The sequence below is a fragment of the Clostridium aestuarii genome (assembly GCF_026735135.1).
Taxonomy (GTDB): Bacteria; Bacillota; Clostridia; order Clostridiales; family Clostridiaceae; genus Clostridium_H; species Clostridium_H aestuarii.
The window spans coordinates 77616-103677 of sequence record NZ_JAPQER010000004.1; the positions used below are offsets into that span (position 1 = coordinate 77616).

Consider the following 26062-nt stretch of genomic DNA (forward strand, 5'->3'; position numbering starts at 1 on the left):
AAATGAAGGATTATGTAGCTACATACAATAAAATTTGCATTTCGTACTTGAAAATTTTAATTATGAAAGTTACTCAAATATATATAAATTTTGCAAACATTATAAAAATACTACGAGTATATCTTGTGGTATTTTTTAATGTATATTTAACATAAAAGCAGTAGATTTTTAGTTGTTTTATGTTATTATATAAACATATATAAGTATATACTAATATAGTAATGTGATATATTATGGATATTATTAGTGAGTAGTGAAAATATATCAATAAAAGATATGGATTTATGGAGGAGATATATATGAAATTAGCAGTAATATCAGATATACATAGTAATGTTTATGCTTTAGAAGAGGTTATAAAAGATATAAACAATAGAAGTATTGATTTAACAGTATGTGTTGGAGATTTAGTAGGATACTGTCCTTTTCCAAATGAAGTAATTAACTTAATTAGAAAAAAGAACATACTTACAATTATGGGTAACTATGATGATGCAGTAGGAAATATAAGAATCGCATGTGGATGTGACTATCCAGATCCTAGAGATGCAGAAAATGCAGCAATTTCTTTAAGCTGGAGTATAGAAAATACCAGTGAAGAAAACAGAAAATATTTAAGAGAGCTTCCAAAGGAAATGAAATTAACTTTTGGAGAAAAAGAGGTTGCTTTTGTTCATGGAAGTCCAAGAAGAATTAATGAATATTTAAAAGAAAATTCAGAAGAAGCAAAAGAAGTTATGGAATATTTCATAGAAGATATTTTAGTATGTGGTCATACTCATAAACCATATTACAAAATGTATGGAGATAAAATGATTGTTAATGCAGGTAGTGTTGGAAAATCTAAGACAGGTAACCCAAATGCTAATTATGTAATCATGGATATTAGTGAGGACGAAGTTACAGTAGAAACTGTAGATGTTTCATATGACTTTGAGAAAACTGCAAAAGCTATAGAAGAAGCAGGGCTTCCAAAAGAATTTGCTGAGATTATAAGAACGGGAAGAGCTTAAAAACGTTAAAGGGAAAACACTGGGAAATAAATAAAAAATAGGGATTGAATTAATTATATTAGAATATTATAATATAATTAATGAATAAATTTATGGAGGTATTATTATGCAAATTAAAATATTAGGTATGGGGTGTACAAATTGTAAAAAGCTTGAAAAAAATGTTAAACAGGCAGTAAAGGAAATGAATGTAGATGCAGAAGTTATAAAGGTAGAAAACATGAAAGACATAATGGCATATGGAGTTATGAGAACACCAGCTGTAGTTATAAATGAAAAAGTTAAAGCATTTGGAAAAGTATGTACTGTAGAAGACGTTAAAAAGCTTATAGAGGATGAAAAATAGGATATTTTAGTTCTATTGATATTTTAAACAGCTCTCTGTGTAAAAACACAGAGAGCTGTTATTGTGTTGAGGAGAAATATAATAATAATTTGTATAAATATTTAATATCAATGTGAAAAATATGGATTTCATTCTTATTTTTGTTGACACTTTTCTAATGTAAGCATATAATTATATTAGAAAATACTTATATAGTTTAGGGGGAATAATAATGTCAAAAACATGGTATCCAGTAATAGATATTACAAAATGTATTGAGTGTGGAATCTGTGCTGATTTTTGCAGTCATGGAGTTTATGAGAAAAGAGAAAATCATCCGGTTGTAGTAAACCCTGAAGAGTGTGTACATGGATGCAAAGGATGTTCAAAACAGTGTCCAGAAGGAGCTATTGAGTATGTTGGAGATAATGGACAAGAAAATGGTGGATGCAGCTGTGGCTGTTGCTGTGAAAATTAGATTTCAAGAGGATGTGATTAGATGTTTACGCCAGTTCAATGGTTTGCAGATTGGTTAGTTTATAATATTATGGGTATAGATAAGGCATCAAAGTTAGGCAATGCCTTGAATTTCTTTTTCTTTGACACAATAAAGATATTTATATTACTACTATTAATAATATATGTTATTACCTTTATTAGAAGTTTCTTTCCACCAGAAAAGACAAGAAAGATACTTGCTAAAAATAAAGGTAACACTTTTGTAGGACATATTTTAGCAGCTTTACTTGGAATTGTAACACCATTTTGCTCATGTTCAGCAGTACCTCTTTTTATAGGATTTGTTGAAGCTGGAGTTCCACTAGGAGTTACTTTTTCATATTTAATAGCTGCACCTATGGTAAATGAAGTAGCCTTAGGTCTTTTATATGGTTTATTTGGATGGAGAATAGCTCTTATATATATAGTTTCAGGTGAAATAATAGCTATAGTAAGTGGTATGATTATAGGCAAGCTTAAACTAGAGAAGTATGTTGAATCCTATGTTTACGAAATGCAAATAGGAAATGCAGATATTGATATTCCTGATGCTACAATGCAGGAAAGATTGAAAGATTCATGGATATTTACAAGAGATTTGATAAGAAAGATTTGGATATATGTAATAATCGGTATAGGAATTGGTGGAATAATGCATGGTTGGATACCAACTGGTGCACTTGCTAAATATGCAGGAAAGGGAAATCCTTTTGCTGTGTTCATTGGAGTTGCTTTTGGAATTCCACTATACTCAAATGCTGCAGGGGTTATACCTCTTGTTAGTGAACTTACAAGAGCAGGTGTTGCTATAGGAACAGCTCTTTCGTTCATGATGGCGGTAACAGCTCTAAGCATACCTGAAATGATTTTATTGAAGCAAGTACTAAAACCTAAATTATTAGCTATATTTATTGCTATAGTTGGAATAGGAATAGTGTTTACAGGATATTTATTTAATTTTATAATATAATAATAAAAATAGGGTGGGCTTTTAAAGTACATCCTATTTTTGTTAGTTGACATGCTTAGTCTTAACGGCTAAACTCAATGAAGGATTAAATTATAGATAACAGGGGTGTTTATATGTTAATTGAAGATATGTATGTGAAAATTTTTAAAGCTTTAGCACATCCTATAAGAATTAAAATTGTAAGAATGCTTGTACCAGGTGCTTTATGTGTATGTGAATTAAATGGAAATGTGGATTTTAGTCAATCTAATTTATCACAACATTTAAAGATATTAAAAGATGCAGGAATATTGAATGCTGAAAAAGAAGGACTAAAAATAATGTACAGCATTAAGGATGAGAGAGTTGTAAAACTTATAGATACTGTTGAAGAGATGATAAAAGACCAAATAAAGTATATGAGTGAAAAAGTACAGTAAAAAAGGAGCATTTCTGCTCCTTTTTTAAACTATTGATTTTAAGCTAGGATAATCAGCAAAATTTATTTCATTAACTAAAGGATTAGAATAGTGATGCTTTTCTATTACCACGGGGTATTGGCAATCACCTTTTAATTCTTTATTTTTTTCGACAATAACATTTTTATCAATAATAACATTTTTTAATTTTGCATTTTCTTTAATTTCACATCCATGGAATATTATACAGTTTTCTAGTTGTGCACCTTTATGAACTTTAACACTTCTCGATATAATGCTATCTTTAATAGAGCCTTCGATTATACATCCATTAGCAATTAATGAATTAGTTACATTTGAATAAGAAGAATACTTAGTAGGTGCTGTATCCATTACTTTAGTATATATGTGACCTTTACCAAAAAATAATTCTTTATTAATTTTAGGTTTTAACATATCCATATTTGTTTTATAGTAAGTGTCAATAGAATTTATACATTCTAAATATCCTTTAAATTCATAAGCTTTGATACTTAATTTATCAGTATTCATATATATACAATTTTTTATTGAATTATAGTATCCTGTGGATATGCACTTATTTAGAATTTGCAAAAGTGTTGATCTTTTAAATATAAACATATCCATTGATATATTGTTTATTGCTTTGGTTCCTATGTTCTTTCCTACACTAACCACTGAATTATTTAAGCCAATATTCAATACGTTGCAATTTAAAAAGCTTGTATTGGAATTTGAGACTTTTTTATAAATTACAGTTACATCAGCTCCAGATTTTTCATGAAATTCTATAGCTTTTTCATAATCAAGATTACAAAGCATATTTGAAGAAGCAAATATAACATTGTTTTGTTTGCTTCTATAAATATATTCTATATTGTTTTTTATGGCTTCTATGTCATTTGTCTTAGAAGTAAAATGGTTAAAATTAAATACAAATAAACCATTTATTTTTCTATCTAAATCCCAAGCTTTACCTGAATCTAAGTGATCTATTAGCGATCTTGATTCACTTTGAGTATATATACCTATGTTAGTCAAACCTGCGTTTACCATATTTGAAAGGGTAAAATCTATTAGTCTATATTTACCCCCAATAGGAACTGAGGCAAGTGGTCTATTATTTGTAAGACACTTTATGTGTTCGTCATCTTCATTTAAGCTAATAATCCCCATATAATCCTTATTCATATGCATAATCCCCCTAAATTTATTTAACTATAGAACTAGATTTTATTTCTTGATGATCACCTATAACTGTTATATCTTCAGAATTACCTATTATACTATTTCTACGAATAATTGAATCTATTCCAACTATACTTTTCCTAATAATTACATTATCACCGATTTTACAATTACACATTACTACTGAGTCTTCAATTATTGTATTTTTGCCTACATGTACTCCATTAAAGATTACTGAGTTATTAATATTACCAAAGACAGTACAACCTTCGCTAACCAGAGAATTTTTTATTTTAGCAGTATTTCCTATATATTGAGATGGAGTTGAGTAATTTACAGAATATATTTTCCAATCATCATCATGAATATTAAATTCGTTATTATCATTTAATAAATCCATATTTGCTTCCCATAGGCTTTGAATTGTACCTACATCTTTCCAATAGTCGTGGAAGGAATAAGCATATAGGTTATATCCATTATCCATTAATTTAGGTATTATATTTTTACCAAAATCATGATTTGAAGTATTGTCGTTATTGTCTTCTATAAGAAATTGTTTTAGTAATTTCCAGTTAAAAATATAAATTCCCATAGAGGCTTTATTGCTCTTAGGAATTTGAGGCTTTTCTTCAAATTCATATACCTTATTATCAGGTGTAGTATTCATAATACCGAATCTACTTGCTTCTTCTAAAGAGACATTAATAACTCCTATTGTGACATCAGCTTTTTTTTCTTTGTGAAATTTTAACATTTTAGAATAATCCATTTTGTAAATATGATCTCCAGATAATAAAAGAATATATTCAGGATCATATCTATCTATAAAGGATATATTTTGATAAATAGCATCTGCAGTACCCATATACCAGTTACCACCATCATTTTTAGTATGAGGAGGTAAAATTGTTACTCCACCTTTATTTCTGTCTAAATCCCAAGGAGAACCTATACCTATATGTGCATTTAATGCATGAGGTTGATATTGAGTTAGGATTCCTATAGTATCTATTCCAGAATTAGAGCAATTACTTAAGGTAAAATCAATAATTCTATATTTTCCTCCAAAAGGTACCGCTGGCTTAGCATTTTTTTCCGTTAATTCTTTAAGACGAGTTCCTTGTCCACCTGCTAAAATCATAGCAACAAGTTCTTTTTTTAGCATTTAATTCACCACCATCCATAATTATGTGTATCATATTTCCATATATTAGGTAACGGATGGTTATATTTTACAATAGTTTCAGTAAATGTTCAACAAGATATTTGTAAAAAATGTATTAATTGTAAATTAAGTAATAAAAAACAAGGTCAAAAAAGCACCTTATTCAGGTGCCACATAATTTCAATATTAAGTATAAGCTTTTAAAACTTAAAGGTTTATGCAATTAACTTAAGTTAGTTTTTGAGTTTGAATTTATCATTTTTAATTTCAAAAATATTTTTCAATCCTGATGATATATATATATCAGAATCTTTAGTAACAAAGATAGCATCTATATTGTCTAGAGATTCTATTAACTTTAATCCATCATTTAAGCCAAGAGCAAAGGCGGTAGTTGATAGAGCATCTCCGTCTATTGAATTATCTGATATTATAGATACACTTACAAGAGAATTGGTAACAGGATATCCATCCTTAGGATTTAAAATGTGATGATAGCGTTTGCCATCTTTTTCAAAATATCTTTCATAAACTCCAGAAGTTACAACAGATTTATCAGCTACTTTTAAAGTTCCTAAATATTTACCTCTTGGTTCAAAAGGATTTTGTACGCCAAGCTTCCAATTGCTTTTATTAGGTTTATTACCTAAAGTTAAAATATTTCCTCCTAGATTTATAATGGCATGATTTACCCCATTTTCTTTTAATATTTTTTTTGCTTCATCTGCAGCATAACCTTTGGCTATGCCACCAAGGTCTAAACGCATATCTTTTTTATTTAACATTACTTTTTTTTCAGCTTGATTGATTAAAATATTTTTATGATTTACTAAAGGTAGCTTGTTCTTGATTTCTTCAGTACTAGGTAATCGAGCTTTATCTGTACCAATATTCCAAAGCTTAACAATTGGTCCTATTGAAATATCGAATTTACCATTTGAAAGCTGAGAGTAATATGTACCTTTTTGGATAACGTAAAAAGTATCATCAGATACATTCACATAATCTAATCCGGATTTTGAGTTTATGTTTATAACCTCACTAGTATCTTTATTTATGCTCATTTTATCTTCAATTGTAGATAACTCATCAAAAACTTTTTCCAAAACATCTGTAGAAACTTTATCATACACAGTAACAGTACAAAAAGTTCCTAGAACAATATTTGATTTGGCTACAGGTTCTACGTTAGTTTTCTTACAGCTAGTAAAAACAAAGATTAATAATACACATGTGATTATAGAAAAGAATTTTTTCTGCTTTAACATAAGTAACCTCCACATATTAAAAACTAATTTTAATTCTTTAATTAATGTACTATTTACATGTGTAAAAGTCAAACTTATTTAGAAGTTTAGATGATACGCTAAGTTTAGAATAAAATTTAAGAGAAATATAGTTTATAGACTTGAATAAGGTGTTATACTAAAGTTAAAATAAAGTAATAAGGTAATGGGGGGAAAGCTATGAATATTCTTATTGCTGAAGATGAACAAGATATAAGAGAACTTTTAGAACTACATTTAAACAAAGAAGGATATAATGTATTTCAAGCAGAAGATGGGTTTCAAGCAGTAAAGATATTTGAGAAAAATGAAATAGACTTAGCTATTTTAGATGTAATGATGCCTAAAATAGACGGATTTAAGGTTGTTAGAAGGATAAGAGAAAGTAGTGAAATACCTGTAATATTTTTAACAGCTAAAGGAGAAGATACTGATAAAATATTAGGACTAGGTTTAGGCGCAGATGATTATATCGTTAAACCTTTTAGTCCTATAGAAGTTATAGCAAGAGTTCAAGCACAACTTAGAAGATATTATAAATATACAAATGGAAATATGAAAAGTAAATTAGAAGTTGGCGACTTAATGCTTGATAAAGAGAGCTGTGTAGTATATAAAAATGATGTGGTTTTAGAATTAAATCCAAAGGAATATAAAATTTTAGAATTTCTAATGGAAAATCCAGGAAAAGTATACACCAAAAAACAGTTGTATGAAGCTGTATGGGAAGAACCGTATTATGGAGATGACAATACTATAATGGTACATATAAGCCATATTAGAGAAAAAGTAGAACAGGACCCCAAAACACCTAATTATATAAAAACTATAAGAGGAATTGGATACAAGATGGATAAAGTATAACTACAATAAAAAAATGGAGGGATTATGAAAAAGTTCGACAAAATAATAATTATTATTGCTGTTTTTGTAGCTTTAATTTCATTAGTGGTATTTAAATTAAGCTTAAATAAGGAATACAATATTAAATACGCTGAGATATATGTAAAGGGAGATTTTTATAAAAAAGTTATTTTAGACAAAAATAGCTCTAAGGAAACAATAAATATAGAAACTGATTTAGGTGAAAATATAGTGGAAATAGAAAATGGCGGTATAAGAATTATAGAATCAGACTGTAGAGATAAAATTTGTGTTGAAGATGGATTTAAAGATAAACCTGGAGAGGTATTAGTATGTCTTCCGCATAAGGTTATAATAGAAATTAAAGGTGAAGAACAGTCTGAAGTAGATGAAGTGTCTTATTGAGGTGAATTTAATGAAAAAAACTCAAAAACTAACTTTTATTTCTTTGCTTGTGGCTCAAGGATTGGTTTTGCATGTGTTTGAGAGAATGCTGCCAGTACCGTTTATTGCACCAGGAGCTAAGCTTGGATTAACTAATATTATTACAGTATTAGCTTTATATATGTTTAATTTTAAAGATGTATTTTTAATTATAATTTTAAGAATAATTTTAGCTACATTACTTGGAGGAACTCTATCTGGATTTTTGTACAGCATAGCTGGAGGAATTTTAAGTTTTATTGCAATGTATTTAATGAAAAGATTAGGTGAAAAAGACATAAGTGTTATTGGAGTAAGTATTGCTGGGGCTATATTTCATAACATAGGGCAAGTGATAATTGCTGCATTAGTAGTTGAGAATGCTATGATGTTTACATATTTACCAATACTATTAGTAGCTGGTATAGGTACAGGATTTTTTGTAGGATTAACTTCAAAATATCTATTACCATTTTTAAAAAGAATACAGATGAAATAGTAGTTTTCTAGGCAAAGAACTTTAAAGCTTTAAAGTTCTTTGTTTAGTTGTATATGTCAGAAAACTCAATGTTAATTCTTTCTTTATAGCTTTCATGAGTAATAAATGGATTTGAATTTGGTACAATTTTTTTAGCTGATAGTATGGAAACAGGTAAAGAAATAATAAATTCACTTCCTCTATTTGGACAACTATTAAGTTTAATATCTCCTTTGCATAAAGAAATAAGAGCTGTTACAAGAGAAAGTCCTAGTCCACTCCCTTCTCTATTTCTTGAGAGAGATTTATCTATTTGGATAAATCGTTCAAATATGATTTTTTGTTTCGATTTTGGTATTCCGATACCTGTATCTTTTACAACTATATCTACATAATCATTTCTATCATATACATTTACTGAAATTTTCCCTCCAGGTTTTGTGAATTTAATAGCATTAGATAGAAGGTTTAGAACTATTCTCTCAATTATATCAGGGTCGCAGAGCATAATTTTTTCTTCCACATTTGTATCAAAGATGAAGTCAATATCTTTGCTTTCTATATAGGATGCTACAGATAAAGATATTTCTTCAACTACATCAACTATATTGTAATTATCTAGTTGTAATTGAAAATATCCAGAATCAATTTTGGTTATATCTATGAGGTTATTTATAATCCTTGTTAACCTGTAGCAATTTTGTTTCATTGTATTATTATAATTCATGAGTTTGTTTTTAGATTCTTTAGTAATACCGTTTGACTGCACTAATTCAATACACTGCAATGCACTTAATATAACATTAATAGGGGTTCTAAGTTCATGAGAAATATTAGCAAAAAATTTTGTCCTGATTTTATCATATTCTAGCAGCTTGTCTAATAACCTTTTGTTTTCTTCAGCCTTTATATCAGATGTTATATCTTTAGCGATAATTACTAATGCTTGACGGGTATTATTAGATGAAAATACTGGTATTTTCATGATGTCATAAATCTTTTCATCTCCATCTATAGTATTAAGTTTTTGCTTGTATTTTAAAATAGGTTCTTTATACCAATCTGTTTCGTTAAATTGTTCAAATTCTATAAGATCATTTTTAGATATTCCTTTAAGATTACAAAGTTCATTAATAGTTTTGTCTTTCCAATTATGATTTTTTAAATTAAAAAAATCTAAACAAGCTTTATTAGCATCAAGCCAGTTACCTTTGATATTTTTAAAGCAAATTAAATTTGGAGAGGCATTTATTAAAATACGTAATCTCTTTTCACTTTCAATTAATGCACGTTTAGTTTCTCTACGTTTAGAGATATTAACTATTAAAAATGAAAGAATAGCTATAAAAAATAAAGTGAATAACCATATTAATTCTTTGGGAATAGTATATGATTTAGATTTAATATTTATAATTATACTATTATCTGGAAGAAAATTTATCATAATATTAAAACGATTGAGCTGTTTATAATCAAACATATATTTTGTAGCACATTTTTTGATAACAGCAATATCTGATGGCTTTTCACCATTTAATACTTTAAGTGCTAATTTACCAGCATTTTGTCCGTGAGAATATCCAGATATCATTTTACCGCCAATTACACCATGATTTAAGTAAATATCGTATGTACTATATATAGGAATAGAGCAGTTTTGGGATATAGAATTTACTGCATCCTGTGATAAAACATAATTATTATTATTATTTTTTGAAAAATCACATATATATATGATGCTATTATTGGATAATTGATTTAAAATTTCTTTTTCATTTAAAAAATCTAAATTATTGAAAAATATAAAATTTAATTTATTTGTGTAAGAATAAGATAATTTGTAAATAACTTCTTTGTTAGCAATTCCTGTTAATGAAGAGTCGTTAATTATAACTATATTTTCAATGTTATGATGAAGCTTTAAAGCTGCATCAAGGGTTTCTTTAATATCAGGATTTTCTGCTATACCTGTAAAATTATTATGATTTTTCAACATAGAATCCTTAAAATTATTAACTCCACAGAAAACTACAGGAGTATTATGAAAAAGGGAGTTATCATATTTTAATAGAAATTCAAAAGCAGCATTATCGGTAGCAATTACTGCATCGAATTTTTGATCATTATATTTGAATTTATATAACTCATATAATTTTTTAAAATAGCATGTACTGTCAAATTTTTTAGAATCCATATATTCAATGGATATATCTATATGTGTTTTGTTTTTACCTAATACTGAATGTATTCCTTTTATCAAATCATCACTCCATATATACCCATTATGGTAAGAGTTTAAAATAAGTATATGCTTTTGTGAAGGTACTTCAGCAAATGAAGTTATAGTGTTAAAAGATAAAAATAAGCAAGTTAGTACAGCTATATATGTATATTTTTTAAAAAGTTTATTATTAAACATGGTTTGTATTCTCTCCTATATAAGTTAAAAATATAGAACTAATTCAAATTCATAGATTTATTTGCAATATATTACATTTTATCACTGTATTTAATATAAAACAATATGAAATCATATATAAAAATATAAGTTAATGGAACAATAATATATATAGGTATCAATAGACTGGGAGGTAATAATTTTGAAAAATAAAATAAGTAGATATTGTGCTTTAATACTTATTGTTGTTATATTTATGTTTACTGGATGTATTGAAGAAAAGGTTCAATTTTCTCTTAAATTAAAAAAAGGGGATATGTATAAAATAGAAATGAATACGGATGAAAAAATTACTCAAACAATAAAAGGACAAAAAACTGAAGTAAATTCAAAAATGAAAAGTGTGTATTCTTGTTATGTAATGAATGTTGATGAAAATAAAAATAGTGAAATTAGAATGACTTTAGATATGATTAATTTAAAAAATATGTCAAACAATGGGAAGACAATAGAATATAATTCTGAAACTCAAATAATAAATAATGAAAATATGGATAAGGTAAGTAAAATTTATGCAGCTATAATAGGAGAAAGTTTTACTATGAAAATTGGTGAAGACGGAAAGGTAAAAGAAATAATGGACATAGATAATATTATTGGAAATGTATTTAAACAATTAAATATAAAAGATTCAAAAGAAAAAGATGAAATTCAGGCAATTATTTTAGAACAATTTAGTGAAGATGCTATAACAAAAAAAACAGAAGATATTACTTCAGTTTATCCTGAAGAACCAGTAAAAGTAGGAGAAGAGTGGGTACAAAAAGATGAAATAAAAGGAGAATTTGCTTTAGAATCAGAAAACAAATATACATTAAAAGAGAGAAAAGATAAAACAGCAGAAGTTAATGTTGATGCTAAGGTTAAAACCAAAAAACATGCAGAACCAATGATTGTAGGAAATATAAAAATTAATTATGATCTTACAGGGCATAAAAAAGGTGTAATAAATATAGATGAAGAAACAGGAATTCCTAAACATATAGAAATGGAACATAAATATGGTGGTGAAATGAAACTGGCTTCACAAGATCCTAATATAGGAGCACAAACATTTCCTATAAATGTAGAGGGAAAATCAAGAATTGTGGTTACAAAGAATTAACATATTTTAGGCGTAGTTACTATGTTAAGTTTATATACTTTGTTTAGTTTAGTTACTAATGATGAATTTAGCTAATTCGTTTAAGTTAAGTGCATGGGAAGGTGGAAAAAAAGGTGAAAGTTGACACGTAGTATAAGCAAGCTTATACTAGCAGTTAAGAAGAGATAAGAAAGGGAGCGATGGGAATGGAAGCAGTAGTAGAGAGGTTTTTGAAATATATAAAATGTGATACTAAATCAGATGAAGAAACAGGTGTTACTCCAAGTACACCTGGACAAATGGAGTTTGCAAAGAAATTGGCTGAAGAATTAAAAAATATAGGAATGAGTAATGTATCTTTAGATGAAAATGGATATGTAATGGCAGAAGTACCATCAAATACGGATAAAAATGTACCTGTGATAGGGTTTATAGCTCATATGGATACTGCTCCAGATATGTCAGGAAAAAATGTTAATCCTAAGATTGTGGAAAATTATGATGGTAATGATATTGTACTTAATAAAGATCAAAACATAGTTTTAAAAGTTAAAGATTTCCCGGAAATAAAAGAGTGTGTTGGAAAGACTATAATAACTACAGATGGTACTACTCTTTTAGGAGCAGATGATAAGGCTGGAGTAGCTGAGATTATTACAGCAGTAGATTATTTAATTAAAAATCCTTCAATAGAACACGGAACTGTTAAGATAGCATTTACTCCAGATGAAGAAATAGGGTGTGGTGCTGATCACTTTGATGTTGAAAAATTCAATGCAGATTTTGCCTATACTATAGATGGAGGAAGTGTAGGAGAACTTGAGTGTGAAAACTTTAATGCAGCAGGAGCGGTAGTAAGTATAAAAGGAAGAAATGTACATCCAGGTAGTGCAAAAGACAAGATGATAAACTCAATGTTAATTGCAAATGAGTTTATTTTTATGTTGCCAGATACAGAAACACCAAGTCATACAGAAGGATATGAAGGTTTCTATCACATTACATCATTAAAAGGAGATGTTGAAGAAACTAAGATTCATTACATAATAAGAGATTTTGATAAACAAAAATTCGAAGAGAGAAAATATATAATGTCTGCTATAGTACAAAGCTTGAACAAAAAATACGGTGAAGATACGGTTTCAGTTGAGATAAAAGATCAATATTATAATATGAAAGAAAAGATTCAACCTGTAAAACATATAGTAGATACTGCATTTAGAGCAATGGAAGAATGTGAAGTAGTTCCAAAGGTAGTTCCTATAAGAGGGGGTACAGATGGAGCAAGACTTTCATACATGGGACTTCCAACACCAAATTTATTTACTGGTGGATATAATTTTCATGGAAGATATGAATTTATACCTACATTTGCTATGGAAAAAGCTGTAGATGTGATACTTAAAATAATAGAACTTTATACAAAAGCTTAAAAAATAAAAGTGCATCGCACTTTTATTTTTTTATTGCATTATTTTTTTTGCAGCTTTAAGAGATTCATCATCTATAAATGGAGCACAGAACTGAAAAAATTTCTCATTCCCGCATTTGGGGCAGACACATGTACATATATCGTAAGGAACATCACCTATTAGGGCAATTTGTAAATCCTCCGTAATATATGAGCTACCACAAACTTCACATGGAGTGGAGTTGATTATGTCATATTCACTTTCGATGTATTTCATAATATCATATAATGTCATTTTTGACCTCCGATTAATAAAAAAAAAATTTAATATAACTAATGGTATCACCAAGGAATAGTATTTTCAATACAAAGAATATTTATCTTCAATTTTATACATAAAAATTATCAAATAAAATCTTAAAGGTATCTTAAAATTATCTTAAATATATCTTACAATACTGTAAGAATAGGTGTAAATAAATAGTTTTTATAATATAATATTCTTGTGTAAACATTTTGTAACAATATTAATTATATAATATGATAATATATGTAATATTAGTATAATTTAACTTATTGTAAGAGAGGATTGTGAGAATGGAAAATATTATTGAAATCAAAAATCTTACAAAAATTTATAGAATGGGTAAGGAAAAAGTTACAGCTCTAGAAAATGTTAGTTTATGTATCAAAAAAGGAGAGTTTTGCTGTATTTTAGGAACATCAGGTTCTGGTAAGTCTACATTACTGAATATGATTGCTGGACTTGAAAAGCCATCTAAAGGTCAAATAATAATAAAAAAACATCATTTAGAAAAAATGAATGAAAAGCAGGTTACAAAATTTAGACAAGATTATGTAGGATTTGTGTTTCAATCATATAATCTACTTCCAAATTTAACTGCCCTTGAAAATGTTGCTATGCCTTTAGTTTTTAGTGGAATGGCTAATAAAAAACGTAACAATATTGCAAAAGAAATGCTTAGTGCAGTTGGGCTTGGGGACAGGTTACATCATAGACCATCTCAAATGAGTGGTGGTCAGCAACAAAGAGTGAGTATTGCAAGAGCCTTTGTTTCCAGACCTCAAATTGTATTTGCAGATGAGCCTACAGGTAATTTGGATACAAAAACTACTGAGGAAGTTATGGATCTTATGAGTGGTATGACACAAAAGCATAATCAAACATTAATTATGGTAACTCATGATGTTGAAACAGCAGTATATGCTGATAGGGTTATATATTTTAGAGATGGACATGTAGAAAAAATTGAAGTTAACAATAATAAACATAAACAGGGGGAAGAACTATAATGAAAAAAATAATGAGTTTTTTAATGACTTTTATTATGTCATTTACTATGGTTGCAACATTAGGAGTTGAATCGGCTGTAGCAGAAACATCTGAGTACAAGCCTAAATTGATTATCGAAAATACTGAAATACCTAAAGCTAAAACAGGAGAAACATTAAATTTAGAATTAAAGTTTAAAAACGATGGTGAGTATACAGCTGAAGACATAGAGGTAATACCACAATTTGATGAAAATAGTCCATTTCAGTTAGATAATTTAACTGTATCTAAAACTATTGATTTATTGAGTCCTAACAAATCTAAGAGTGTAACTTATTCTTTAAAGGTTAGAGATGATGTAGAATTAAAAACATATCCTATTGTAATAAAGTATATTTTCAAAAATCTACGTAAAGAAGAATTTGTAGAAAATAAAACTATTTACGTTAAAATAGTAAAAGGCTATACAGCAGCATCAATAGTAATAGAAAATATAAAAACAAATCCAGAAGTTATCGATGCTGGAAGTGATTTTAATTTTTCGTTTGATTTGAAAAATAAAGGATTATATGATGCAAAAAATGTTAAAATATCTTTAGAAGGATTAAATAAAGATGCATTTACTCTTAATAAGAGTACTAATCTTATAACAATGAAAGAGTTAAAAGGTGCATTAACAAAGAAAAGTTTAAGTTTTAGCATACATTCAAATAAAGATATGGAAACAGGAAGTTATGCATTAAAAGCAAAAGTTGAATATGAGGATGGAAAGGGTAACAATAAAACAGAGGAACATGAAATTTTCTTAAAGGTTAATTCTAGTGAAGACAGTAACTTAATTATAGAAAATGTAGTTTACCCTACACAACAGATGTTACCATCTAAAAATTTTACTGTAAGCTTTGATTTAAAAAATAACGGACAAGGAACTGCTAAAAATGTAACAGTAACTGTAGATGGTGGTGAAAAAATACTTCCTACATCTCAAAGTTTACAAGTAATTAATGAATTAAAAACTAATCAAGTTAAGAAATTAACTTTTACATTTCAAGCATCAGAAGATGCAGAAACTAAAAGTTATCCTATTTCAATAGAAGTTAAAACTGATGAAAAAGATGCAAAACCTATAAAACAGTATGCAAGTGTATATATTAAACAAGATAGTAAAAAAAGTACACCTAAAATTATAATTAGTGGATATGAATCCAATCCACGTATAGTAAGTGCAGGAAGTAATTTTGATTTAAGTGTAGCATTTTTAAATACAAACCAATATAAAACTGTAAGAAACATAAAAGTAAATCTTACAGTAGAAGAAGTTAATGATAAAAATGTAGATGATGTAGGTAGTGTATTTGTACCAGTAGAGAGCAGTAATACTTTTTATATCAACGAAATTGCACCAGGAAAAGAAGTTACTAAGGAACTTACTTTATATACAATACCTAATGCGAAAGCAAAAACATATAATGTGATAGCAAATTTAGAATATGAAGATAATGAAGGAAAAGAGCTTAAGGCTACAGAAAATATAGGTATTCATGTAGAACAACCAGCTAAACTTCAAGTTGCAGAAATTAAAATGCCTAAAGAAGCCTTTGTTGGACAACCAATTGATTTAGCAGAACCTATACAATTTTATAATACTGGTAAAGTTATAATGTCTAATTTCATGGTTAAAGCACAAGGAGAGTTTGATGTTCAAAACGGAAATTATTTTATAGGAAATTTTGAGACTGGAAATAGTGATGAATTTTATCCAGAAATAATTCCTTCTAAGACAGGTGAAGCAAAAGGAAAGATAATTTTTTCATATGATGAACCAAATGGAGAACATAAAGAAGTTATAAAAGAAATTACTATAAATGCTCAAGACATGCCTGAACCTGAAATGGGACCAGATGAAATGGGTGAAGGAATGGGTCCAGATGGAATGCCGCCAGCAGAAGGTGGAAATAAAATGAGCACTAAAAAGAAAGTGGGAATTGGTGTAGCTGTAGCAGCAATTATAATATTAGGAGTAGTGATAAAAAAAAGAAGAGCAAAAAAAAGAGAGGAAATGACTTTAGATGAATAGAGTTGATATTTTTAAAATGGCCTTTAAAAACCTTTTTAGAAGAAAACTTAGGACATTTTTAACTACTCTAGGAATAATAATAGGTACAATTTCAATTGTTGTTACAATATCTCTAGGTATGGCTATGAAAAAAAGCTTTGAAGATCAAATGAAAAATATGGGAAGTATGAATATTATTACTGTAAATCCTGGATATGATCAACGTAAGATGGTAATGGCAAGACGTAATGATGAAGAACCTACAATAACTCAAGAACAGCTTGAAAAAATTATCAAGGTTAAAGGCGTGGATGCTGTTACTCCTATAAGAGAAGAACGTATTAAGCTTGTATCAGGAAAATATATAGCTAGCGTTCAAGTAAAAGCTGTTTGGCCTGAATTTGTAAAGGAACTTGGAGCTAATGTTGAAAAGGGACGACTTCTTCAAAAAGGTGATACATCAAGTATGGTATTAGGAAGTGATATTCCTTATCAGTTCCGTGATAAAAATGCTAAAGAAGATAAGATGGCTAATCAATATAGGATGATGGATAGAGAAGGAAAAAGACCAGATCCAAAAGTAGATGTTATGAAGGATAAGATATCTTTAACTTTTGATATGGATTATGGTGTTAAACGTAGAAATGTAAATGGTAGCAGTAAACCTAAGAAAAAAAAGGTTCGTCCTCAGGATATAACTTGTGTAGGATTATTAAAACAAGGAAATTGGCAAACAAGAAGAGCTGTTTATATATCTATGGACTATCTTGAAAAGATTAAAGGAAGTTATTTAAGAAAAGTAGAAACATCAGAAGAAAGAAAAGAAAGATTAAAGAAAGAACGTAAAGGTAAGGGTTACCAAGAAGTTTTAGTAAAGGTATCAGATGTAAAAAAGATAAAAGGTATAACAGAAGAAATAAGAGGCTTGGGATGTGATGCATGGAGTGATATGCAGTGGATAGAACAAGCAGAAAAAGAAATGAATGTAATTCAGATGATTCTTGGAGGTATTGGAGCAATTTCTTTATTAGTAGCTGCTATAGGAATAACCAATACAATGGTTATGGCTATTTATGAAAGAAGAAAAGAAATAGGAGTAATGAAGGTTATAGGATCATCTATAGGTGATATAAAAAAATTATTTTTAATTGAATCTTCATTAATTGGACTTCTAGGTGGGATCTTTGGATCAACTGCAAGTATCCTTTTATCTAAGCTAATCAATCATATAGGTAGAACGACTGTACTAAAGAATGCACCACCAGAACAGATGTTATCATATATTCCACTGTGGCTTATGGGTGCAGCACTTGGATTTACAGCATTAATAGGACTTTTATCAGGATACCTTCCTGCAAGAAAGGCAATGAAACTGAGTGCATTAGAAGCAATAAAAACAGAATAGAAATAAAAAAACATCTTCTTGTTTAATGAGAAGATGTTTTTTATATTAAATTCATAATTCTTAACTGCTCATATCAGCTTGCTTATATGATACGTCACATAATAATATTTTATGTTTATATTACAGATAATAAATAAAGAATATTAAATATGAAGGTAGGGTGAGTGGTATGAGGGTAAGGATTGGATATGTTGCGATTGCGTTGAATCTTCCTAAAATAACATCTTCAAGTAGTGTAACGTTTAAAACTTATTCAAAATTATGTTCAAAACAGGAAAGACTGGATAAGTTAAAAAAGGTTACTTTATCAAATATGAATGATTTGTATAAGATATTACAGTATAACATAGAAAATGAAATACATTTTTATAGAATCACATCTAAACTAGTTCCATTAGCAACTCATCCAGAAGTGGATGATTGGAATTATAGAAATATATTTAAAAGAGATTTTGAAATAATAGGTGAATTAATAAGAAAGTATAATCTTAGAGTAGATACTCATCCAGATCAATTTAATGTTATAAATAGCACAAGAGAAGAAGTAGTAAAGAGTACGGAGCGAAATTTATGGTTTCATGTTAATTTGTTTAATGATATAAATTATAAGTTAGGTAAAATGATAATTCATGTAGGGGGAAGCCAAGGGGGAAAGGATAAAGCTATTGATAGATTTATAAATAACTTTAGAAAATTTCCACAAGAGATAAGGGAAAAACTAATTCTAGAAAACGATGATAAGGTTTTTAAAGTCAAAGACGTATTAGGGATTTGCAAAGAACTTAATATACCTATGGTTTTAGATGCTCATCATCATATTTGTAATAATAATGGTGAATTGTTAGAAAATATGCTTGAAGGCATTTTTAATACATGGAGTGAGGAAATGATGCCGCCTAAGGTTCATTTTTCAAGTCCTAGAGATGGAGAAAAAGATAGAAAACATTCAGATTATATTAATGCCTATGATTTTATAGAGTTTATTGAGAAGTGTAAAGATGTTAACAAAGATTTAGATGTTATGCTTGAAGCTAAGAAAAAAGACTTGGCTTTATATAAATTGATAGATGATATTAAGAACATCAAAAAGGAGTGGAAATGGATAGATAAAACTACATTTGAAATTTAAATTACTATTTTTTATTCTTATAGAACTTTTAAAAATTTTATTCGTATGAATATATGTAGAATAAATTTAAACCTTAGAGGAGGAAAATAATGAAGAAAATTTTAAGTTTAATAATGGTGATTTTATCAATATTTTTAGTTGTAGGGTGCGGTCAAAAAGTACCTGATGTTCAAGTAAAAGATATAGTAGGTGGAATTAAAAGTCAAATCGCTGAAGATATGAAAGCTGCGGGGGCTCCAGAAGATATGTTTAAGGATGGAAAATTAGGCATGTATATGGAAACAGATTTAACTGCGGAAGAGACAAAGCCAATAGCAGAACTATTTAATGAAGAAGATATCGAACAAAGTAGTATATTACAAGTAATGATCAATGTAAATTCAGACTTAATAATAGTGTTAAAGGCAAAGGATGAATCAAAAGTAGAGAGCTTAAAAGCTTCATTAGAAAAAGTAAAAGAACAACAGGATAATGTTTGGTCACAGTATCTACCAGATCAATATGAGAAAGTTAAAAACAACATAATAAAATCTAAAGGGAAATATGTAATATACATTACTTATAGTAACCCAGAAAGTATAGAAGCTGTGTTTGACAACGCTTTAAAATAAACAATAGAAGGCACTAAAAGGTGCCTTTTGTTGTTTTTTAAGTAAATTATAAAAATTTTAAGTTAGGATACCTTTAAGTGCAATAGTATATATCTTTATACTTTAGAAGTATTAGATTTTAGGAAGTGAATTTATGGTATTTAGTAGTTTAGTATTTTTATTTGTATTTTTACCATTAGTATTATTATTTTATTATTTGTTTCCACCAAAAATGAGAAATATAATTTTATTAACCGCAAGCTTGATTTTTTATGCTTGGGGTGAGCCAGTTTATATTTTTTTAATGATTTTTTCATCTATTGTTGATTATATACATGGATTATTAATAGAAAAATATAGAGAACAGGACAAAAAAGCAAAGCTTATTGTTTTATCATCAGTAATTATAAATTTAAGTTTATTATCGTTTTTTAAATATGGAGATTTTATTATAGCAAATATCAATCATTTATTTGAAACAAGTTTTATATCAATGAAATTACCTCTTCCAATTGGAATTTCATTTTATACATTTCAAACAATGTCATACACTATTGATGTATATAGAGGAGATGCACCAGTACAAAAAAGTCTTATTGGTTTAGCAACTTATGTTACATTATTTCCGCAGTTAATTGCAGGTCCTATTGTACGATATCAAACAATTGCAGAACAGATAGATAACCGAAAAGAGAATATAGAACAGTTTGCTAGTGGTATAAGAAGATTTATCATTGGTTTGGGCAAAAAAGTTTTATTGGCTAATAATATAGGGATGCTTTGGAATGAAATACAAAACACGAATATCAGTGATTTGACTGTATTAACTTCATGGTTAGGAATAATTGCTTTTGCATTTCAAATTTACTTTGATTTCAGTGGATATTCAGATATGGCTATTGGACTTGGAAGAATGTTTGGATTTAGTTTTTTAGAAAATTTTAATTATCCATATATATCTCAAAGTATTTCTGAATTTTGGAGGAGGTGGCATATATCCCTTGGAGCTTGGTTTAAAGATTATGTATATATTCCGCTTGGCGGAAATAAAGTAAGTAAGACTAATATATATCGAAATTTATTTATAGTATGGTTTTTAACAGGACTCTGGCATGGAGCAAGCTGGAATTTTGTTGTTTGGGGATTATATTTTGGAGTAATAATTGGAATTGAAAAAGCAGGTTTGTTGAAAGTGTTGAAACAGCTGCCAGCTTTAATAAGGTATATATATACCATGTTTTTATTAATTATAGGATGGGTGTTGTTTTTATTCGATAAGTTTTCCACAGGTGTTGATTATTTGAGAGTTATGTTTGGGATAAATCATGCAAATTTATATGATACTAAGTTTATTTATTATTTATATACCAATATAATTTTACTAATAGCATTAATTATAGGTTCTACACCTTTAATAAGAAATATAAATATATCAATATCAGTAAAGTTAAAAGGAAAGATAAAAATATTTTATCAATATATTTTAAATCCAAGTATTTATTTTATAATCCTTTTTATATCTACTGCTTATTTAGTAGATGAAGTATATAATCCATTTTTATATTTCAGATTTTAAGGAAGTGACTTTTACATGAATAAGCGAGCTAATAAAATTCTAGTAATAATGTTTATTACGTTTTTATTTAGTATAAATATTTTAAATATAGTAGTAGCTGATAAAACTTTTTCACAATCGGAGAATCGTCTACTGCAGCAGTTACCTAAATTAACATGGAATAACCTAGTATCAGGCAGATTTTCAAGCAAATTTGAAAAATACATTACGGATCAGTTTGTTTTTAAAGATTTTTGGGTGGCATTGAAGTCAGATGCTGATAGATTAAGATTAAAAAGTGAAAATAACGGAATTTTTTTTGGAAAAGCTGGATATCTATTAGAAAACTATAAAAAACCAGATAAACAATTAGAAGATAATATACATAGCATCAATGTCTTTGGGGACAATATGTCTGATTTATCAACTTATTTATTATTAGTGCCAAATTCAGTTAAAGTATATGAAGATAAACTTCCCCTGTTTGCTAGTCCCTATGATCAATTAAAAACTATTGAAAATGTAAAGAAAAACTTAAATAAAGATGTGAAATTCATAGATGTATATGATAAATTATATAATAATAAGGACGAGTATATTTATTTTAGAACAGATCATCATTGGACAATGAAAGGTGCTTATTATGCATATCAAATGTTAGCAGAAAAGCTAGGATTCAAACCATATGATATTAGTGAGTTTGATTCTAAAACAGTTAGTGATGAATTTTATGGTACATTTTATTCAAGAGCAAATAACAGCCATATTTCTTCGGACGCTATTGAAATTTTTCAGCCTAAGTTTGATACAGCATATACAGTGGATTATCCATATGAGAATAAGTCTATGAGTAACTTATATGAATTCAAGCATTTATTAGGTAAGGACAAATATTCTTTGTTTTTAGATGGTAACCACTCATTAATGACTATTAAAACAAATGTGAAAAATAATAAGAAAATAGTAATTTTCAAAGATTCCTATGCTCATTGTTTTATACCTTTTTTAGCAAATCATTATGAAGAAATTCATGTGATAGACTTAAGATATTATAAATTGAATGTTTATGAGTATATTCAAGAGCATAAAATAAAAGAGGTTTTATTTTTATATAATGTTACAACTTTTTCAAGTGATACAAATATAATTCGAGTGAAATAAATAATGCTTATATTATATATTTGAGGAAATTGCAAGCAGTTATATGATTTTGCAATTATGCAATTCCCTCATTTATAGATATTTTATCTAGGTATATTTAATTGTCCTTTATTTTTTAGAGTATAGTCCTTATCGTAAATTAAAAAAGCTACTTCCGTATTACTCTCATTAAATATTTTAATACCAGCTTTAGTAACGTTAACTTTTAACAATGCACCTCTAAACATTACTTTAAATGAATATGAAGTCCAATGTTCAGGGATAAACGGATTTAAAATAAGTTTATTATTTCTAACACGTAATCCACCAAATCCATATATTACTGACATCCATGTTCCAGCCATACTTGTTGTATGACAACCATCACACGTATCATTGTTATAATTATCAAGGTCAAGTCTTGATGTTCTTAAATACATTTCATATGCTTTATCGTAGTTTCCTATTTCCGCTGCTAATATAGCATGAATGCAAGGAGACAAAGAAGACTCATGAACTGTTCTAGGTTCATAGAATTCGAAATTCCTTTTTATAGTATCTAAATTATATTCATGCTCTAACAAATATAGCCCTTGTAGTACATCAGCTTGTTTTATGAAGCAAGAACGAAGAATTCTATCCCACGACCAGTTTTGATTTATTGGAAGATGTTTTTTATCTAAATCTTTAACTAATATCTGTTCTTTGTCTAAATATCCATCTTGTTGAAGGAAAATTCCTAATTCTTCATCAAATGGATAGTACATATTATTAATAATATCTTGCCATTTAGTTATTTCATCATCTTTAAAGTTAAGTTTTTCTTTAAGTTCAGCTAATATATTAGGTTCATTTTCATTTAAATAGTTTATAACTTGAATAGTGTATTCTAAAGTCCAAGAGGCTATTCTATTTGTATACCAGTTATTGTTTATGTTGTTATCGTATTCATTAGGACCTGTTACACCAAGCATTACATATTTATTTTTAGCCTTTGAGAAGTTAACTCTTTGACTCCAAAATCTTGATATGGCAACAAGTACATCTAATCCGTATTCTCCAAGATAAGATTTATCGCCTGTATAATTTATATAATTGTATATAGCATATGCTATAGCACCATTTCTATGGATCTCTTCAAAGGTTATTTCCCATTCATTATGACATTCTTCACCGTTCATAGTTACCATAGGATATAAAGCAGCACCATTATTAAAACCAAGCTTTTCAGCATTTTGAATAGCTTTATCCAACTGTTTATATCTATATAGCAAAAGGTTTTTAGCTACTTTTTCATCAGCTGTACTTAAATAGAATGGAAGACAGTAAGCTTCAGTATCCCAATAAGTACTTCCACCATATTTTTCTCCTGTAAAGCCTTTAGGACCTATATTAAGTCTTTCATCTTCTCCAGTATAAGTTTGATTTAATTGGAATATGTTAAATCTTATAGCTTGTTGAGCAGCAACATCACCTTCAATAATAATGTCACTTTCCTTCCATTTTTCATCCCAAGCTTCAGCTTGTTCCTTTAATAATACATCAAAACCATCCTTTTTAGCTTTAGTACAAAGTTTTTGAGTTTTTTCTACTAGCTTATCTATTGCATAATATCTTGATGAAGTATTAGCTACGTATTTATAAAGTATTATTTCATCATTTTTATTACAATCTACAGTAACAGTGTTTGAAATGTATTTTTCATTTTCAAATATTGAAGGTTCAGCAGTTATGTTTTCACTGTTTTTAGTTAATTCATATGACATATATGTGCATATATTAAAATCTAATTTTTTAGTTTTTAACATAACATGTCCTTCATAAGGTTTAACAGTTTTAGAAACTTCATCCCAAAATTTTTCATCATAGTTAGAATCAGAATTTATTATATCGCCATCTAAATAAGGAGTTATTTCTAGTTTGCCATTGAAGTTTAAAGGCGTTACAGAATATTTTATAGCTCCAATTTCTCCGCGAGTCATACTTAAAAATCTTTTAGAATGAACTTTAATTTCATTTTTATTACTTAAAATAGCAGTGAAAATTCGCTCAAGATATCCTTCCTTCATGTTTAAAATTCTTTTAAAATCTTTTACTGTGCATTTAGCAAGATCTAGAATTTCATCATTAATTTTTATATCAATTCCAATCCAGTTTGTTGAATTTAATACTTTAGCAAAATACTCAGGATAGCCGTTTTTCCACCACCCAACTCTTGTTTTATCAGGATAATAAACTCCAGCAATATAGCTACCTTGAAGAGAAGAACCACTGAATTTTTCTTCAAAATTAGCTCTTTGTCCCATACACCCGTTTCCTATACTAAAAATACTTTCAGATACTTCGTTATATTCTGGATCAAAACCTTCTTCAAGTATGTTCCATTCATCTAATTTAAAATATTTTTTCATTAAATAAAAACCTCCCTTAATTGTTCAAACGTTTGCACGAGCTAAATAAATTTAAAGCTAGTTTTAAACTAACTAAAGTACACATAATTTATCTAAATTCATTTCATGTAAGCCTGATATAACTAAATCTGCTTTACTTAGTATTTCAGGAGAACCTATTCCAATACTGTGCATACCTGCGTTTACAGCAGCTTCAATTCCTGCTTCAGCATCTTCAAAAACTACACAGTGTTCAGGTTTAATTTTAAGTTCTGCTGCACCCTTTAAGAAAACTTCAGGATTTGGCTTTGCCTTGCTTACTTTTGTTCCATCGATTATGGAATCAAAATAATCAACAAGTTTTAAATTGTTTAAAATAAGCATAGAATTTTTACTAGCAGAACCAAGGGCTAATTTTAAATTATTAGACTTAGCTAATTTTAAAAATTCTTCTACACCAGGTAAAATTTCATCAGCAGTTAATTTTGAAATATATGCTACATACCAAGAATTTTTTTTCTCTGCTAATTGAAGTTTAGTTTCATCATCAAGCTTTATTCCACCAATTTCTAATATTATTTCAAGAGAACGCATTCTACTTACACCTTTTAATCTTTCATTGTGTTTCTTAGTGAATTCAATATTCAATTCATCAGCGAGTTTTTTCCAAGCTAAAAAATGATATTTAGCAGTATCTACTAAAACTCCATCTAAATCGAATATGCACGCTTTTATTTTAGTCATAAAACTCCCCCTCTAACTATCTATTAATTCTATAATAATATATTTTTATAAAGTTGTGAATACGTTTGCACAAAATTTTTAAATTTAATTGAAAAAATGCATGATTGAAAAAATATAAAATTGTAAGTTTATGTTGCTTAGTATAAACTATAAGCATTAAACTTTAATGCAATT

Annotated in this window: 24 protein-coding genes; 17 read left to right on the top strand and 7 right to left on the bottom strand. The window is 28.1% G+C overall.

The window, feature by feature from the left end; genetic code table 11:
* Positions 1 to 299: 299 nt before the first annotated feature.
* The 5 genes from OW763_RS10875 to OW763_RS10895 all read left to right on the top strand — a co-directional run bounded on the left by OW763_RS10875 (position 300) and on the right by OW763_RS10895 (position 3225).
* Complete coding sequence (locus OW763_RS10875) at positions 300 to 1013, top strand: metallophosphoesterase family protein (protein ID WP_268041166.1); 714 nt, start codon at positions 300 to 302, stop codon at positions 1011 to 1013.
* Between the two features lie 106 nt (positions 1014 to 1119).
* Positions 1120 to 1359 carry a thioredoxin family protein gene (locus tag OW763_RS10880; RefSeq protein WP_268041167.1) on the top strand — a complete coding sequence of 80 codons (240 nt, stop codon included), beginning with the start codon at positions 1120 to 1122 and terminating at the stop codon, positions 1357 to 1359.
* A 211-nt stretch (positions 1360 to 1570) separates the two neighbouring features.
* A complete protein-coding gene (locus tag OW763_RS10885; protein ID WP_268041168.1) occupies positions 1571 to 1816 on the top strand; it encodes an ATP-binding protein in 246 nt (81 codons plus the stop codon).
* Positions 1817 to 1837: 21 nt separating this feature from the next.
* A complete protein-coding gene (locus tag OW763_RS10890) occupies positions 1838 to 2806 on the top strand; it encodes a permease (RefSeq protein ID WP_268041169.1) in 969 nt (322 codons plus the stop codon).
* A 113-nt stretch (positions 2807 to 2919) separates the two neighbouring features.
* Positions 2920 to 3225 carry an ArsR/SmtB family transcription factor gene (locus OW763_RS10895; RefSeq protein ID WP_268041170.1) on the top strand — a complete coding sequence of 102 codons (306 nt, stop codon included), beginning with the start codon at positions 2920 to 2922 and terminating at the stop codon, positions 3223 to 3225.
* Between the two features lie 24 nt (positions 3226 to 3249).
* Here OW763_RS10895 and glgD read toward each other — a convergent pair whose 3' ends face one another.
* The 3 genes from glgD to OW763_RS10910 form a co-directional block, all read right to left on the bottom strand.
* Complete coding sequence (gene glgD / locus OW763_RS10900) at positions 3250 to 4416, bottom strand: glucose-1-phosphate adenylyltransferase subunit GlgD (protein WP_268041171.1); 1167 nt, start codon at positions 4414 to 4416, stop codon at positions 3250 to 3252.
* Between the two features lie 19 nt (positions 4417 to 4435).
* Positions 4436 to 5581: a glucose-1-phosphate adenylyltransferase gene (locus tag OW763_RS10905; RefSeq protein ID WP_268041172.1), complete on the bottom strand. Its 1146-nt coding sequence runs from the start codon at positions 5579 to 5581 to the stop codon at positions 4436 to 4438.
* A 233-nt stretch (positions 5582 to 5814) separates the two neighbouring features.
* Positions 5815 to 6849: an FAD:protein FMN transferase gene (locus tag OW763_RS10910; protein WP_268041173.1), complete on the bottom strand. Its 1035-nt coding sequence runs from the start codon at positions 6847 to 6849 to the stop codon at positions 5815 to 5817.
* Between the two features lie 198 nt (positions 6850 to 7047).
* On the opposite strand from OW763_RS10910, the gene OW763_RS10915 reads away from it, so the two are divergent.
* Genes OW763_RS10915 through OW763_RS10925 form a run of 3 tightly spaced genes read left to right on the top strand, consistent with a single transcriptional unit; the run spans position 7048 to position 8653 of the window.
* Complete coding sequence (locus OW763_RS10915) at positions 7048 to 7731, top strand: response regulator transcription factor (protein WP_268041174.1); 684 nt, start codon at positions 7048 to 7050, stop codon at positions 7729 to 7731.
* Between the two features lie 24 nt (positions 7732 to 7755).
* A complete protein-coding gene (locus tag OW763_RS10920; protein ID WP_268041175.1) occupies positions 7756 to 8136 on the top strand; it encodes a NusG domain II-containing protein in 381 nt (126 codons plus the stop codon).
* Between the two features lie 10 nt (positions 8137 to 8146).
* Positions 8147 to 8653, top strand: a complete 507-nt coding sequence (locus OW763_RS10925) for a Gx transporter family protein (RefSeq protein WP_268041176.1) — start codon at positions 8147 to 8149, stop codon at positions 8651 to 8653.
* Between the two features lie 43 nt (positions 8654 to 8696).
* Here OW763_RS10925 and OW763_RS10930 read toward each other — a convergent pair whose 3' ends face one another.
* On the bottom strand, positions 8697 to 11051 hold the full coding sequence (locus tag OW763_RS10930; protein ID WP_268041177.1) for an ABC transporter substrate binding protein: 2355 nt from the start codon (positions 11049 to 11051) through the stop codon (positions 8697 to 8699).
* 181 nt (positions 11052 to 11232) lie between these two features.
* Here OW763_RS10930 and OW763_RS10935 point away from each other — a divergent pair, with 181 nt between their 5' ends.
* Both OW763_RS10935 and pepT read left to right on the top strand, forming a co-directional pair.
* Positions 11233 to 12195 carry a DUF6263 family protein gene (locus tag OW763_RS10935; protein WP_268041178.1) on the top strand — a complete coding sequence of 321 codons (963 nt, stop codon included), beginning with the start codon at positions 11233 to 11235 and terminating at the stop codon, positions 12193 to 12195.
* Between the two features lie 185 nt (positions 12196 to 12380).
* Positions 12381 to 13607: a peptidase T gene (gene pepT / locus OW763_RS10940; protein ID WP_268041179.1), complete on the top strand. Its 1227-nt coding sequence runs from the start codon at positions 12381 to 12383 to the stop codon at positions 13605 to 13607.
* Positions 13608 to 13637: 30 nt separating this feature from the next.
* Here the strand turns inward: pepT and OW763_RS10945 are convergent, their stop codons facing one another.
* Positions 13638 to 13880: a metal-binding protein gene (locus OW763_RS10945; protein WP_268041180.1), complete on the bottom strand. Its 243-nt coding sequence runs from the start codon at positions 13878 to 13880 to the stop codon at positions 13638 to 13640.
* A gap of 302 nt (positions 13881 to 14182) precedes the next feature.
* Here OW763_RS10945 and OW763_RS10950 point away from each other — a divergent pair, with 302 nt between their 5' ends.
* From OW763_RS10950 to OW763_RS10980, 7 genes are all read left to right on the top strand, one after another.
* Positions 14183 to 14899: an ABC transporter ATP-binding protein gene (locus tag OW763_RS10950; protein ID WP_268041181.1), complete on the top strand. Its 717-nt coding sequence runs from the start codon at positions 14183 to 14185 to the stop codon at positions 14897 to 14899.
* Positions 14899 to 16956, top strand: coding sequence for a COG1361 S-layer family protein (locus OW763_RS10955; RefSeq protein WP_268041182.1), 2058 nt, complete (start codon positions 14899 to 14901; stop codon positions 16954 to 16956). The genes OW763_RS10950 and OW763_RS10955 overlap by 1 nt, the downstream gene beginning before the upstream one ends.
* The gene (locus tag OW763_RS10960) at positions 16949 to 18340 is read left to right on the top strand and encodes an ABC transporter permease (protein ID WP_268041183.1); all 1392 of its coding nucleotides are present in this window, start codon (positions 16949 to 16951) and stop codon (positions 18338 to 18340) included. The genes OW763_RS10955 and OW763_RS10960 overlap by 8 nt, the downstream gene beginning before the upstream one ends.
* A gap of 169 nt (positions 18341 to 18509) precedes the next feature.
* A complete protein-coding gene (gene uvsE, locus OW763_RS10965; RefSeq protein ID WP_268041184.1) occupies positions 18510 to 19469 on the top strand; it encodes a UV DNA damage repair endonuclease UvsE in 960 nt (319 codons plus the stop codon).
* An 89-nt stretch (positions 19470 to 19558) separates the two neighbouring features.
* Complete coding sequence (locus OW763_RS10970; RefSeq protein WP_268041185.1) at positions 19559 to 20080, top strand: DUF4358 domain-containing protein; 522 nt, start codon at positions 19559 to 19561, stop codon at positions 20078 to 20080.
* A 133-nt stretch (positions 20081 to 20213) separates the two neighbouring features.
* On the top strand, positions 20214 to 21635 hold the full coding sequence (locus tag OW763_RS10975; RefSeq protein ID WP_268041186.1) for an MBOAT family O-acyltransferase: 1422 nt from the start codon (positions 20214 to 20216) through the stop codon (positions 21633 to 21635).
* Between the two features lie 15 nt (positions 21636 to 21650).
* Positions 21651 to 22775 (top strand): DHHW family protein, encoded by a 1125-nt coding sequence (locus OW763_RS10980; protein WP_268041187.1) that lies wholly within the window; start codon positions 21651 to 21653, stop codon positions 22773 to 22775.
* 83 nt (positions 22776 to 22858) lie between these two features.
* On the opposite strand, the gene OW763_RS10985 is transcribed toward OW763_RS10980, so the two are convergent.
* Together OW763_RS10985 and pgmB are read right to left on the bottom strand one after the other, a co-directional pair.
* Positions 22859 to 25165, bottom strand: a complete 2307-nt coding sequence (locus OW763_RS10985) for a glycoside hydrolase family 65 protein (protein WP_268041188.1) — start codon at positions 25163 to 25165, stop codon at positions 22859 to 22861.
* Between the two features lie 72 nt (positions 25166 to 25237).
* Positions 25238 to 25888: a beta-phosphoglucomutase gene (gene pgmB / locus OW763_RS10990; RefSeq protein WP_268041189.1), complete on the bottom strand. Its 651-nt coding sequence runs from the start codon at positions 25886 to 25888 to the stop codon at positions 25238 to 25240.
* Between the last annotated feature and the right edge of the window lie 174 nt (positions 25889 to 26062).